Genomic DNA, 15,100 nt, shown 5'->3' on the forward strand with positions numbered 1-15,100 from the left:
TTGTGGGTGGGTTTTTGGGAGTTGAATAAATCTGTCCCGGTTATTTGCTAAAACGGAGTGATGCACCATGCCGGCCAATTCGGCAGTCCGTTAATGGAGTAAATTGGTGTTCCGCTGTTTGACGCCTGAACAAAGTAATACCACCTGCCGCTAGCATCGAAATAACACAATCCGTACGGAATTGAGCGAGCCGGAGGGGTGTAGCGTGTTTGCAGTAGCGTCCAACTGGAAACTATGCTGCCTCCAATTGATCTCATCCAATTTATTTGAGCTTGTGGAGATTGCTGTGTTTCGTTAATGCGTAGTTGAAAAATATTGGAAACAACCACTGCATACGCTCGCGAGACGTTGTTCCTGTCTCTCACAGTAATAGTCGCTTGACCGTTACGGAGGCCGGTTACTTTGCCTGTGTTGGCGTCCACAAAAGCAACATTAGGGTTGCTGGAAGCGTAGCTATAGTTACTCACGCCGCCGCTTGCTGTGCGGGTTGCTGTATTGCCTGGCCAGTCCAGCCCGGTTGCTGGCCAGTTAGTGACCACCTTAATACCATTCAAATTAAGCTGGCTTTGATCGATCGTCAGTGAAGAGATAATGCTGTAACTTGCAATGGGGAAGGTAATTGCGGCTGACTCAACACTACTGCCATCAAAAGCCACTTTGCAGGTTACGGTAATGGTGCTGTTGTTGGGTAGCCCATCCAGCCATGAGCGCAGCACAGGCTTATTCACCAAGCCGGTAGATACTTCTCCCGCCTGCAGGCTGTAGTTTGTCAGCACGTTCAAAGGCGCGCTACCGGACCTGGAGAGTTGTACCCAAACCTTCTGCCCTGCAACAGCCAACGGCCATGGTGCAACGCTGAGCGTGGCATTACCGCTGAAATTGTTCAGGTTCAGAACGCCGCCATTGGCAATCCCGTTAATAGACGGCCGAGGCAGGGCCGACGACGGAACGCGGTTAACGCTCAGCTTCTGGGGCTCTGACGGGACAATATTCGTCCCTATCGTCGCCATATAACGGAGCTCGATCAATTTGCCCGCGCTGTTGGCGAGGATGTCCCGGCTGATCTGAAAGTCGACGCGCTTATTGGTGTTACCGTTCTGCGCCGGGATGGTCGCCATGGTGCCGTTCGGGTAAATCCACTCGAGGGCGATGCGGTGGGCCGCGGTCATTTCGTTATAGGCCACCGCCACATAGGCGTTGTTCTGCCAGTCCTGTGGGTCGATGGTCAAGGTGGCGCCTTGCAGGTTGGCAAAGGCCGGGCGCGGCAATGTGGCGGGGATCGACTGGATAATATGCTCGCGTACACCAAACAATACTGCGGTGTTTTTATCAGTGCTTTCGGCCAGGCTGACCCAGAAGCGAATGGTCAGGTGCGACTCGTTCCTGAGGCCTTGCAGCTCCGCCAACGGTATGGGTTGCGAGACACCCAGGGTGGCGCTTTCTCCAACAGGGGCGGCGATAAAAGTGTCCAGGTTGAACGCACTGCCGTCGGTGTTGGTACCCGTGTATTGCAGCCACATGAACTGCTCTTCAAAGGCCAAAGGCCAGGCCGCCACACGGGTGCGGGCTTGAGCGACGAGCTCGTTCGTCGGCAGGATCACGCTGTTGCCGACCCCGTCGATGGTTGGTGTGGGTAAGCCACTCAACGGCAGCAGGTCCAGGTTCAGAGTATCCGACTCATGGAGAAACCCGCTGCGGGTAAAACTGTATTGCACACTGATGCGGTTACGCTCGTTGCGAATGCCCTTGGCAATGGTACGAGCCTCTATCGGTACACCCACTTCATTGGTGTCGGGGTTGCCCCAACCCGTTTCGACGGTGCTGCCCAGCAGATCGGCCGTCACCCATTTCACTGAAAACGATTCGCTCTCGCGCATGCGCCGGTATTTCACCAGCACCGTTGCACCCGATTGAGCTGCCAGCGGGTCAAGCCGGTCAGGGTACTGCTCGGCTTCCACGACTTCAGGCGCATCCAGTTCCACGCCACGGCCCACGGTCAGGAGGGTTGTAAACGAGCGCAAGGTGAGTTTCGGCAGCGGGGTTTCGCGTTCCAGGCTGTAGGTGATGCGCAGTTGGCCATCGAAGTTGTTATCCAGCACCGCACGGCTCACCGGCAGTACCAGTGGCTGGCCCTGTGTCGCACCGTTGATCGTCACCGAACCGCTGGCGGAACCGCCTGTGCCCGTGCCCACAATGTTCCATTGGATATGGTCGCGGCTCCTGGTTGCCGTATAGGGTAGCGTCAGCAGCACGCTGTCGCCCACTACGTCAACCGGGTCAACGTTGTCGTCAATCGCCCCCTGCAGGGTGGGAGCAGGCATGGTTTCGAGGCGTTCGTCGATGCGTACTGTCAGCACCCGGGATTTGCGTTCAATCAGCGCACCGTAGGCATGCAACTGGCTGTCTGCGCCGTCATCGACCAGGTAATACACCGCGACATCACCGAGCCCCTTGAACTGTTGCAGTATTTCGCTTGGAACCCGGCGCGTGCCACCCTGGTCCCCGGCCAGTTGCGGGTCGGAATAGCGCATTCCACCACCCCCTGGAACAATCTGCTCGATGACCAGGGTTTCCATCGAATCGTAGGCGTGTGGCTGGTACGACGGGATGCTGATAAACGCATCATCGTCGGGGTTGATCAGGCCCAGCTCGCTCGGGGTCACGGTCACTGCCGGCATCGAGGTCGGTGTACCCACCACCGTCACGGTGACACTGCCAGACTGCCCGAGGTGGCCACCGGTGGCCGTGTGCCAGACGAATGAAGCCCTGAACGAGCCGCCGATGACGCGCTCGATCAAATCGCGGTCCACCGGGAAGATCTCTTCCCGACCGTTCCTGACTTCGACAGGATCAAGCACCAGTTCTTCGATCGTGCCGTCCGCCAGTGTGGCCGTCAGGGTAATCGTGACCTGGTTAGGGGGCAGCGGGGCCGGTGTCACCCGTGGGGTCTGCAACAGGATTTCGAACAGTGAATTACTTTGCGTGTCGTAATCGATTTGCCGGCTTTCCGCGTCATCCACCAGGAAAAACGGCGCGCTCATCAAGCTGGGATCCAGTTCGGCGACCAGTCCATACGGCTTGGAGTACTGGTATTTTTCCCCTGAGTAATTCTGAACCACATCGAACACCCTGAAGCGCAGGGTGAGTGCGCCGTTGAGGCCGCCCTTGAGAATATTTTCCTTGCTGATAAATACCCTGATCGGCTGGATACCGGCGGCCTCGGCGGCCGTGACCAGGTGCCTGATCTCAACTCCGTCCCAATAGAACTCAATGGTGTCGTTCTTGCGCACGTTCGGATAGGGCGCAATCACGGCGTATAACCCGCGACTGATCGTCTCCATGTTGATCGTGCTGCTTTCGGGCAAGCCGTCGACACTCAGGCTGAGTTTACTGTGCCATTTGTCGTCACCATTGTTCTCTATCCCGCCGGGACGGGTGGTCTTGATCAATATGCTTTGCATTGGCGAGCTGCTTTCCTGGCCGCTGCCTGCGCGCAGTACCCGCGCGCGCACTTGCACTTCACCTTCAGGCATGCGTTCGGCGATGACGTACATGCCATAACGATCCTGGTCCATCTCGACGACACCAGACGCCAGAAGATCGTTATTGAGGTACAACTCAAAGGCGTCGAAGATGGCCCAGGTGTGCCATTTTTCCAGGACGAAATACGCATAGGGCTGAACATGCCGAATGCCCAGGCCATAGGCGTAAGGTTCATCGGGATACTGGTCAAGCGAGACCGGCGGGAACGCCGAATAGGGCGGGGCCAGGTCTTCAGCCGTGATCACCGGCAGGGGCGCGGGCTCAAGGAGGGCCAGGGGGCTGTCGGAAACAGGTACACCTGGGTCTTCAATGACCGAGGCATTGTCATCGGGGTCGATCGGTTGGTTGGGCATGCTGACCACTCCTTGCTGGAAGTCACGCACAGCGCTGGCTGTGCATATAGGCAAGGGAAATCAAACACCCGCAGCCCCGATAGCGGATAGCTGTGAAAACTGACAGTGCCGACGAACGGTTGTGTCTACACCCAGACGCTCAGCCAGCTTGAGACCAGCAACAACACCGCCATGCAGCGGTTGAACCGTTGCATGGCCTTGGGCGAGCGAAACACCCGGCTGCTTCCAACCCCCAGCAATGCCCACGCGCCGAGGCACGGCAAGGCGATCACAAAGAACGCCAGCGACAGGTACAGCACATGGCTCTGGCGTTCATCGCCATTGCCGGCAAACACGCTCACCACCGCCAGGGCCATCATCCAGGTCTTGGGGTTGACCAGTTGCAGGCTGGCGGCGCCGGCCAGGCCCAGGGTTTTTTGCACGGCAGCCGGGTCGATTGACTCGGCGGGGGCGCTGAAAATCTGCCAGGAAAGGTAGCTGAGCCAGGCGACCCCCAGCCATTGCATCGCTGCCTGCACCCGGGGCCAGTGCGCCAGCGACTGGCCAACGCCGGAGCCTACCAGCAGCACAATCCCCGCCGCCCCCGCGCATGCGCCCAGCACGATAGGCAGTGCGGCTTTGAAGCCATACCGTGCGCTGTTACTCAGCACCAGGATATTGGTGGGGCCAGGGGTGATGGAGGCTACAAAAGCGAATAAAAGGAAGGGCAACAGGGTAGGGAACATGGTGGGGCGACTCCGTAGGTGGGACGATGGAGTCGATGGTTGCAGGGGCGTGGTGGCGTGTCTGGAAGGTTTGAGCAGGGCAAGCGCATCGGTATATGAGGCAGGGGGAGTGGGGGATAAAAAGACGGGACAAATCCATGACTAAGATGGATTTGTCCCGGTGTTGGCTGTGACTTATAAAGCGATGACTGTCACTTTGTCGTCGATAAAGTCGGCTGTATAAAGTCTTGAACCGTCGGGTAATACGCAAGCATCGTAGGCGCGGCGCGGGATATCAATGCTGCCTATTATCTCCTCTGTGCGCGTATCAAAGGTTAGAAGTGTTCCTGGATTACTAGTGGTTACCACATACGCGCGTGCAATTTGTTGATTGACGGATATGTCAGTGCTCCGACTGCCGCTAGGGAGCAAAATGGTTTTGTGAAGTGTGTGGCTGTCAGTATTGAAGATGAGTATTTCACGTAACGTCGTGCAATACATGAGCGATGTATTATGAGGGTCGGCCGCGAGTGAGTAAGCAAATCCTGGTAGCTCGATTGTTGTAGTTATCTTGTAAGTGGTGGTGTCAATTACAAATAGTGCGTTTACACCGGTCCTGATCGCCCCGTGGGTATAAAAACTGCTCCCGTCGGCGCTAAAGGCCATTGCGTAGGCTGTGCTCCCTACGCCGTTTGCGGACACAGGTATCGAAGCCAAGTGGCGCCCACTATTGGCATCGTAGATGTCAATGCTGAGTGGACTTTTGGTATAAAGTTGCGTACCACTCGAGTTGAGTACCAGCTCAAATGCTGAGGAGGGGATAGAAAATCTCCTGATAATATTGAAGTTTGTGGTGTTTATTGCTCTGACTTCACGTCCAACTCCGATTATGTATAGAATTGAGCCGTCTGGCGAAATTGCGCAGTTGTTTGAAGTTACTTCTAGGATTGTGCGAATTACGCTATTGCTGGCGGTATCGATAACCGATATCCCGTATTGCGAGGTTGTATATACTCGTCTACTGTCCGGGCTTGCAATTGTCGAGAGAGGAAGGCGTGCCACGTCAATAGCGCCAATAATTCCCACCCGTCTTACAACGCTATACGTCGTCTGCTGAAACACCACCGCGCTTGATTCATCGTCACTGCCATCAAACGTCACCTTGCACGTCAGGGTAAATATCCCGCCGTTTGCCAGGTAGAGGAACCAGCTGCGCTCGACGGCTTTGCTCGCCAAGCCGTTCCTGGCTTCCGCCGAGGTAATGCTATAGCCGTCGAGGATGTACAACGGTTCTACCCTGTCAGCAGTGCATGTCAACCAGACTTTTTGCCCTTGTTTACTCAAATCCCATTTAGCCACAGAGGCCAGCGGGTTGCCGGCAATGGCATCCATATTCAACGAACCGCCATTGGCGATGCTATTGATCAACGGTCGCGGCAAGTTATTTGGTGCGATGCTTTCAACCCTCAGCACTTGAACCTCTGAAGGCACCGGGCTGCCATTGATGGTGGCGACATAGCGCAACTCAATGGTTTTGCCGACGCTGTCTGCCAGCACTTCATTGGTAATGACGAAATCCACACGACCGCCGTCCAGGCCGTCCTTGGCGCCAATATCCGCAACACCACCATCCGGGAAAATCCATTGCAACTGGATGGAATGGCTTGGATTCATGCCGCCATACGCCACCGTGACACTGGCGTTGTCTACGTGGTCCAGCGGCTGAATGGTCAGCGTTGCCCCGGGCTGGTCGTTGAACCGTGGGTGCGGTAGCACGGCGGGCAGGGTTTGCACACGGTGTTCACGCACGCCAAACAGCACGGCGGTGTTTTTGTCGGGGCTTTCTGCCAGGCTGACCCAGAAGCGGATGGTCAGGTGCGAGCCATCCATCAAGCGCTGCAGTTTGTCCACTGGCGCGGGTGGCGAGATACCGTTGGCGGCACCGTTTTCGGTGACCAGGTTGGCGGTGTAGGTGTCCTCGCGGTACGGGCTGCCGTCGGCAAACGTGCCCTCCCAACTCATCCACATAAACTGCCCGGCATCGATAAACGGCCAGACGGATACACGGGCGCGGGCCTGGTCATTGAGTTTCGACAGGTCGAGCAGGGTGCTGTCGCCAATGCCGTCGATCGTCGGTGTGGGCAGCCCGGTGAGGGGAAGCAGGTGCAGGTCGACAGTGTCCGAAGGGTACGGAAAGGCGCCACGGTTGAAGTGGTATTGCACGCTGATCTGGTTGCCACCGGGGCGAATACCCCTGGCGATGGTGCGCGCCGGGATGGTCACGAATACTTCGTTGGTGGACGGGTTGCCCAGGGTGTACTCGGTGGCACTGCCCAGCCCGTCGCGGCTCAACCAGTCGACCTTGATCTGGTCGGTGGCCTGCATCGGCCGGTATCTCACGATGACCTTGGCGCCGCTCAATGCGGCCAGGGGGTTGAGTGCGTCGGGGAACAGGGTGGCGCCGTCGATAACCGGACGCTCCAGTTGCACGCCGCGGCCCACGGTCAGGTTGAGCACCTCGGAGCGCAATACCAGGCGTGGCGGGCCGCTGCGTTCGAGGCTATAGGTAATGCGCAGGCTGCCATTATTGTTGTTGTCGAGGATCGCCCGGCTCACCGGGAAAACCAGGGGCTTGCCTGCCGTGCCGCCGTTGATGCGCACAACGCCACTGGCCGAGCCGTCAAGGCCGGAGCCGATGGCGTTCCAGTGGATCAGGTCACCTTCTTCGGTCTGCCCGTGCGGGGCGGGCAAGGTCAGGGGCAGGGTCAGCAGCAAGGTGGGCGTGGTCACATGGCTGGGGTCGATGTTGTTGCCCAGGGCGCCTTCCAGGTGTGCAGTCGGCATGTTGCCGATGCGTTCACCCACGTGGGCGAACAGCTCGCGGGACTTGCGAGTGGTCAATGCGTTGCCGTCCAGGACGTGGCCGGCACCATCGTTGACCAGGTAATAAAATGCGATGTCGCCCACGCCTTCAAACTGTTTCAGGTGCTCTTTGCTGACGTAGCGCGTGCCGCCCTGGGCGCCCGCCAGTTGTTCTTCCTCGTAGTCTTCGCCGCCGCCGCCCGGGCGGATATGTTCAATCACCAGGGTTTCCAGCCAGTCCGGGTTGTGGGGTTCGTAGAAGGGGATCTGCACGGTGATGTCCTGATCGGGCTCGATCAGCCCCACCTCGATCGGTGCGACCGTCACTGCCGGCATCGCCACCGGCGTGCCCACCACGCTGACGGAGGTACTGCCGGATTGCTCCACGCGGCCGTCGTTTTTCAGCCACTGGAACGAGACCCGAAAGGACCCGCCCACCAGTTGTTCGATAATCTCCCGGTCGACGGTGACAAATTCAACGCTGAGGTTTCTGTCCACCACCGGGGCCAAGGGGAACACCTGGGTCGAACCGTCGGCCAGGGTACCGAACAAGGTCACCGCCAATTGGTGCCGCGGCAGGGGCGCCGGGGTTTGCCGAGGCACCGTCACCAGCACTTCGAAGGTTGCCTCGCTCTGGGTATCGAAGTCGATCTGGGTCGCCTCTTCGTAATCCACCAGGAAGATCGGTGCAAAAAGCAGGTTCGGATCCAGCTCGCTGTCCAGGAAGTAGGGTTTGGAGTACTGGTATTTATCCCCGGAGAAGTTTTGCACCACGTCCGAGACCCGGAACCGCAGGGTCAGCTTGCCGAAATGCCCCCCCTGCAAAATGATGTCCCTGGAGACAAAGACGCGAATCGGCCCTGAACCCGCGACTTCGGCCGGGCTGACGATATGCGTGACTAAAACCCCATCCCACGACAGCTCGATCTGGTCATTCTGGCGCAGGTTTTCATAGCGCTGGATCAGGCACCAGACCCCGCTGTTGGCATTATCTATATTAACGGTGGAGCCCTCAGGCAGGCCTTCCACCGTCATCACCAGGCCCGGGTGCCATTTGCTGCCGGGGTCGTTATCGCGGCCACCGGGGCGGGTGGTCTTGATCAGGATGGTTTGCAGCGGCGACGTACTCTCCTGGCCGCTGCCGGCCCGCACTACGCGGCCGTATATCTGGACGTCGCCTTCGGGGATGAATTCTTCGGGGACGAACAAGTCGTAACGGTCCCGGTCTTCAAGCGCAATATCGGCGGCGACTGCATTGACCAGGTCGTTGAGGTAGAGGGCGTAGAAGTCGTAATTGAAGTTGAACCAGCGTTCGAAGGTCCACTGGGCAAAGGGGCGCACGTGGCGGATGCCCAGGCCGTAGACCCCTCTTTCAGGATACAGCGTGGCATCCAGCGGGACCGACGGATAGGCTGACTTGGGTGGGTCGAGGTCTTCGACGCGGCGCGACGCCAGGCCTGACGATGGGTTATGCAGCACGAGGGCGTTGCCGGGCGGGTTGTTGTCGCCCAGCGGCGCATTATCCGGGGCTATGGGAAAATTGGGCATGGACAGGCTTCCTTGAATGAGGCGCGGCCCTGAGTGGCCGACTGCTGACAAGGAGATCAAACACCTATCGGGGGGCGTGGCGAACCTGTGAGAATTGACAGTGCCGACGAGTGGTGGTGGCGCAGCTAGCGCTGCAAAACGCTTGAACACCGCTTGCGATACGCCGCCGGCGTCAGGCCATACGCCCTCACGAACCAGCGCCCCAGGTGACTCTGGTCGGCAAAGCCCAGGGCAATCGCTACGTCGGCGGGTTGCTTGCCGTTGGCCAGCCAATGCCGGGCGCGGGCCAGGCGCAGTTGCACCAGGTAGGCATGGGGTGGCAGGCCGAAGGCGCTCTTGAAGGCGCGGGTAAGGCGAAAGCGATCGACGCCGCAGGCCCGCGCCAGTTCATCCATGCCCACATCTTGCTGCAGGTGCGCATGCAGGTATTCCCGGGCCTTGTGCGCCACCCGTGGCAGGCGAGGGTCTTCATGGTAGCGGGTGCGCCAGTGCAGTTGCGCAGTGAGGCGTTCGAGCAGTTGGTCCATCGCCTGCTGCCGCACGATGCGCAGCTCACCTCCGTGCAAGGTCTGGAAGGCCCGGCTGGTGGCCAGGGCCAGGCGCGGGTCGCTGGCCAGGGTGCTGGCAAACCCCAGCTGGCTGTCGAGCGGCGCTTCTTCGAACACTGCGCTGACTTCCCGCGCCAACCACTGCGGGTCGAGGTAAAGCATGTGGTAGGTAAAACCGTCCGCCGTGGGCGCGTCGCCGTCGTGCAGCTCGCCGGGCTCCACCAGGAACACCTGGCCGGGCACGCTGTTATGGCGGGTGCGCCGGCAGTTGAACTGCTGCACACCTTGCTCCGTGACGCCCACCAGGTAGCTGTCGTGCCAGTGCGGGTCGTAGGCGTGGCCCTCGAAATGCGCGCGCAGGGTCTCGATGCCGGTGTCGGCGTCCTGAGCCAGGTCGATCCAGTTGTGGGCGGCCATAAAATACCTATGGAATGGAACACTGCAAGAGCGAACAAGCTCGCTCCTGCAGGGGCTTAGCGTCTAGAAGATTTGTGCAGCTTCATCCAAACAATCCGGCGGCAATATTGATCGAGAACCCCAGTATCGCCGTGTTGAACAGAAACCCGATCAACGATTGCCCCAGCACCACCTTGCGCATGGTACGCGTGGCAACCCCGACATCCGCCGTTTGCACCGCCACGCCGATGGTGAACGAGAAGTACAGGAAGTCCCAGTAATTGGGCGTGCGTAAATCCTCGGCAAAGCGCAGTGCCGGCTCGGGGCCGTCCCAGGTGTAATACAGGCGCGCATAGTGCACGCTGAAAATCACCCCGATCAGCAGCCATGAGCCAACCACCGTCAGGCCGGTAAAACCGTAGTGCAACAGGCGCTGGCTATCGCTCAGGTCCTTGGTGCCCACCAGGTTCAGGGTGATGGTCGCCAGGCTGGCAATCGCCGCGATGCACACCATGAACAACACCAGGCCGGCGTTCTCGTCCTCGATCTCGGCGATGCGTTTTACGTCGTCGGCGCGGGAATGGCTGGTGAGCCACAGCATCAGCACCAGGTAGGTCCAGACCCCGGCGTTCCAGCCGATGAGGATTTTGCTGATGATCGTGTCGGCGGGAGCCAGGAGCCCCACCGCCAGGCCCAGGACGGCGGCGGAGGACAGGCGAGGGTGGGTGCGTGCTAGGAAGGGCATGGCGCTCACAAATCAGGGATGTGTAAGCACCATAGCGCATTTATTACGTGTGGCGCTTGCGCACCAGCTTCATGACCACGACGAAGAACACCGGCACAAACACCACCGCCAGCGTCGCGGTAATCATGCCGCCGATCACCCCGGTACCGATGGCCTGCTGGCTGGCCGAGCTGGCGCCCGTGGCAATCGCCAACGGCACCACGCCGAGGATGAACGCCAGGGACGTCATGATGATCGGCCGCAGGCGCAGGCGTGCGGCTTTCAACGTGGCGTCGATCAGGTCTTCACCCTGGTCATACAGGTCCTTGGCAAACTCGATGATCAGGATCGCGTTCTTCGCCGACAGCCCAATGATGGTAATCAGGCCGACCTTGAAGAACACATCGTTGGGCATCCCGCGCAAGCTTACGGCCAATACCGCGCCGAGCACGCCGAGGGGCACCACCAGCAGCACCGAGGTCGGAATCGACCAGCTCTCATACAGCGCCGCCAGGCACAGGAACACGATCAGCAGCGACAAACCGAGCAGCAGCGGTGCCTGGGAGCCGGACAAGCGTTCCTGCAACGACAGGCCAGTCCATTCCTGGCCCAGGCCGGCGGGCAGTTGGCTGACCAGGCGCTGGATTTCCTCCATCGCCTCGCCGGTACTGTGGCCCGGTGCCGATTCACCGGAAATCGCGATGGCCGGGTAGCCGTTGTAGCGGGTCAACTGGGCGGGGCCCTGAATCCAGCGCGCCTCGACGAAGGCCGACAGCGGCACCATCTTCCCGGCATTGTTGCGCACATGGATCTTCATCAGGTCGGCCACCTGGCTGCGCTGATCACCTTCGGCCTGCACCACCACCCGCTGCATGCGGCCCTGGTTGGGGAAGTCGTTGATATAGGCCGAACCGATGGCCGAGGACAGCACATTGCCGATATCGGCAAAGGAAATGCCCAGGGCATTGGCTTGCTTGCGGTCAACTTCCAGCTGTACCTGAGGTGCCTCGGCCAGGGCGCTTTCACGCACGTTGGCCAGGATCGGGCTTTTCTCGGCGGCGGCCAGCAGTTCGGTGCGGGCCTCCATCAACGCGGCATGGCCGACGCCACCACGGTCCTGCAGGCGGAACTCGAAACCACTGGAGGTGCCCAGGCCATCCACCGGCGGTGGCAGGATTGCATAGGCAATCGCGTCCTTCAGCTCACTGAAAGCCGCGTTGGCACGGTCCGCAATGGCCGCGGCGGAATCCTTGCTGCTGCGCTCCGACCAGTCCTTGAGCGTGGTAAACGCCAGCGCGGCGTTCTGCCCCGAACCGGAGAAGCTGAAACCCATGATCATCGTGGTATCGCCCACGCCTGGCTCGCCGGCGTTGTGTGCCTCGATCTGCTCGGCCACCTGCACCGTGCGGTTTTTGCTGGCACCCGGCGGCAGCTGGATATCGGTGATGGTGTAGCCCTGGTCTTCCACCGGCAGGAAGGAGGAGGGCAGGCGGGCGAACAGCACCCCAAGCCCCACCACCAGCACCAGATAGATCAACAGGTAACGCCCGCTGCGCTTGAGGGCGTAGGCCACCCAGCCTTCATAGCGGTCGGTGAACTGCTCGAAGCGCCGGTTGAACCAGCCGAAGAACCCGCCTTTCTCATGGTGCTCGCCCTTGGCAATCGGCTTGAGCAAGGTCGCGCACAGGGCCGGGGTCAAGGTCAGGGCGAGGAATGCCGAAAACAGGATCGAGGTGGCCATCGACAACGAGAACTGCTGATAGATCACGCCCACCGAACCCGGCATGAACGCCATCGGCAGGAACACCGCCACCAGCACCAGGGTGATACCGACAATCGCCCCGGTAATCTGGCCCATGGCCTTGCGGGTGGCCTCCTTGGGCGACAGGCCCTCGGTGACCATGATCCGCTCGACGTTCTCTACCACCACAATCGCATCGTCCACCAAAATGCCGATGGCCAATACCATGCCGAACATGGTCAGCACGTTGATCGAGAAACCCAGCAACAGCATCGTCGCAAAGGTGCCCATCAGCGCGATGGGCACTACCAGCGTCGGGATCAATGTGTAGCGGATGTTTTGCAGGAACAGGAACATCACCGCAAACACCAGCAACATCGCTTCGCCCAGGGTGTACACCACCTTGGTGATCGAGACCTTCACGAACGGCGAGGTGTCGTACGGAATTTTGTATTCGACGTTGGCCGGGAAGTAGCGCGCCAGTTCGTCCATCTTCGCCCGCACCAGGGTCGCGGTGCTCAAGGCGTTGGCGCCCGGTGACAGCTGCACGCTGACGGCGGTGGACGGCTTGCCGTTCAGGCGGGTGGAGAACTGGTATTCCTGGCTGCCGATTTCCACCCGCGCCACGTCACCGACGCGCACGGTGGAACCGTCCGGGTTGGCCTTGAGCACGATGTCGGCAAATTCGGCCGGGGTCGACAGCTGGCCCTTCACCAGGATCGACGCGGTGATTTCCTGGGTCTTGGTGCCCGGCAAATCGCCGATGCTGCCGGCCGACACCTGGGCGTTCTGCGCCGCAATCGCCGCGTTGACGTCGGCCGGGGTCAGGTTGAAGCCGATCAGCTTCTGCGGGTCGATCCAGATGCGCATTGCGCGTTCGGCGCCGTACAGCTGGGCCTTGCCCACACCGTCGAGGCGCTTGAGTTCGTTCATCACGTTGCGCGCCAGGTAATCGCTGAGCGCTACGTCATCGAGCTTGCCGTCGCTGGAGGTCAGGGTCACCAGCAGCAGGAAGCCGGCGGAGACTTTCTCCACTTGCAAGCCTTGCTGCGTCACGGCTTGGGGCAGGCGCGGCTCCACCGCCTTGAGACGGTTTTGCACGTCAACCTGGGCCATCTCCGGGTCGGTGCCCGGCTGAAAGGTGGCGGTGATGGTGGCCGAACCGAGGCTGCTCTGGGATTCGAAATACAGCAGGTGATCGGCGCCGTTAAGCTCTTGCTCGATCAGGCTGACCACGCTTTCGTCCAGGGTTTGCGCGGAGGCACCCGGGTACACCGCATAGATCTCGACTTTTGGCGGCGCGACGTTGGGGTACTGCGCGACTGGCAACTGCGGGATGGCGAGGGCGCCGGCCAGCAGGATAAACAGGGCGACCACCCAAGCGAAGATCGGGCGGTCAATAAAGAACTGCGGCATGTTTAACGATCCTTATTGGCCGGATGCCTGGGCGATTGGCGCGGGGCTGTCGTCGACCTGGACTTTCTCGCCAGGGCGGGCGTGTTGCAGGCCTTCGACGACGATGCGGTCACCGGCCTTCATGCCGCGGGTCACCACCCAGCGGTCATTGACCACCGAACCCAGTTCTACCGGCTGCTGGCTCACGGTTTGCTCGGCGTCCAGCAGTAACACCATCGGGATCCCGGCGCTGTCGCGGGTGATCGCCCGTTGCGGCACGCTGATCCCTTGCTGGTCCACGGCTTGCTCCAGGCGCACGCGGATAAAGCTGCCGGGCAGCAGGTCGAGGTCCGGGTTGGGGAACTCGCTGCGCAAGATGATCTGCCCGGTGCCCGGGTCGACGCTGATCTCGGCGAACAGCAACTTGCCCGGCAGCGGATACAGGCTGCCGTCATCCTGGATCAGCGTGGCCTTGGCCTGGTCCTGGCCGACTTGCTTCAAGTGCCCGGCGCGAAAGGCCCGGCGCAGGTCGTTCAGCTCTCGGGTGGATTGGGTCAGGTCGGCGTGGATCGGGTCCAGTTGCTGGATCAGCGCCATCGGTGTGGCTTCGTTCTGGCCCACCAGCGCACCTTCGGTCACCAGCGCACGGCCAATCCGACCGGAAATCGGCGCAGTCACGGTGGCATAACCCAGGTTCAATTTGGCGCGCTGCACGGCGGCCTGGTTGGCGGCCACATCGGCGGCGGTTTGCCGGGCGGCGGCGCGGGCGTTGTCGTATTCCTGGCCGCTGATGGCGTTGCCTTCCACCAGTTGGCTGTAGCGCTGCTCTTGCAAGCGCGCCTGGAATGCATTGGCCTCGGCCTTGCGCAGGCTGGCCTGGGCGCTGTCGAGGTCGGCCTTGAACGGCGCCGGGTCAATCCGGAACAGCACATCGCCCTGTTTGACGTCATGGCCTTCCTTGAACACCCGTTGCAACACCACGCCGGCCACCCGGGCGCGCACTTCGGCGATGCGTGGCGCGGCAATCCGTCCGCTCAACTCGCTGGTGATGGACAGGGGCTTGGCTTCCAGGGTTTCGATCCGCACCTTGGCCAGCGGCGCCTCGGCGGCGTCGTCCGCCGACTTGCCACACGCGCTCAACGCCAGTGTCAGGGCCAACAGGCAAAACGGCGCAAACAGATTCTTCGACATGCTCATATCCCAATATTGACTGGCGCATCCTACGGGCGCCCCCGCCACAGTGCTGTGAAGCTCTGTAGGTGGTGTGTGAAGAAATGTAAGGTGCG

The 15,100-nt window shown here is 60.5% G+C and carries 7 protein-coding genes; all 7 read right to left on the reverse strand.

The genetic code is table 11. From position 1 onward, the window contains the following. Positions 1–47: 47 nt before the first annotated feature. The 7 genes from HX869_RS22970 to HX869_RS23000 all read right to left on the reverse strand — a co-directional run bounded on the left by HX869_RS22970 (position 48) and on the right by HX869_RS23000 (position 15,005). The gene (locus HX869_RS22970; protein ID WP_178903683.1) at positions 48–3,896 is read right to left on the reverse strand and encodes an Ig-like domain-containing protein; all 3,849 of its coding nucleotides are present in this window, start codon (positions 3,894–3,896) and stop codon (positions 48–50) included. A 125-nt stretch (positions 3,897–4,021) separates the two neighbouring features. Continuing rightward, positions 4,022–4,621, reverse strand: a complete 600-nt coding sequence (locus HX869_RS22975; protein WP_178903684.1) for a LysE family translocator — start codon at positions 4,619–4,621, stop codon at positions 4,022–4,024. A gap of 174 nt (positions 4,622–4,795) precedes the next feature. Further along, complete coding sequence (locus HX869_RS22980; RefSeq protein ID WP_178903685.1) at positions 4,796–9,010, reverse strand: YncE family protein; 4,215 nt, start codon at positions 9,008–9,010, stop codon at positions 4,796–4,798. 125 nt (positions 9,011–9,135) lie between these two features. After that, positions 9,136–9,975 (reverse strand): AraC family transcriptional regulator, encoded by an 840-nt coding sequence (locus tag HX869_RS22985; RefSeq protein ID WP_102369235.1) that lies wholly within the window; start codon positions 9,973–9,975, stop codon positions 9,136–9,138. 82 nt (positions 9,976–10,057) lie between these two features. Continuing rightward, entirely contained in the window at positions 10,058–10,699 is a 642-nt protein-coding gene (locus HX869_RS22990) for a DUF1345 domain-containing protein (RefSeq protein WP_003214055.1), read from the reverse strand. A gap of 43 nt (positions 10,700–10,742) precedes the next feature. Continuing rightward, positions 10,743–13,835, reverse strand: a complete 3,093-nt coding sequence (locus HX869_RS22995) for an efflux RND transporter permease subunit (protein ID WP_003214052.1) — start codon at positions 13,833–13,835, stop codon at positions 10,743–10,745. A 12-nt stretch (positions 13,836–13,847) separates the two neighbouring features. Next, on the reverse strand, positions 13,848–15,005 hold the full coding sequence (locus tag HX869_RS23000; RefSeq protein ID WP_178903686.1) for an efflux RND transporter periplasmic adaptor subunit: 1,158 nt from the start codon (positions 15,003–15,005) through the stop codon (positions 13,848–13,850). Positions 15,006–15,100: the final 95 nt, after the last annotated feature.

Origin of the sequence: Pseudomonas sp. P7779, assembly GCF_013386315.1 — a bacterium.
Taxonomy (GTDB): domain Bacteria; phylum Pseudomonadota; class Gammaproteobacteria; order Pseudomonadales; family Pseudomonadaceae; genus Aquipseudomonas.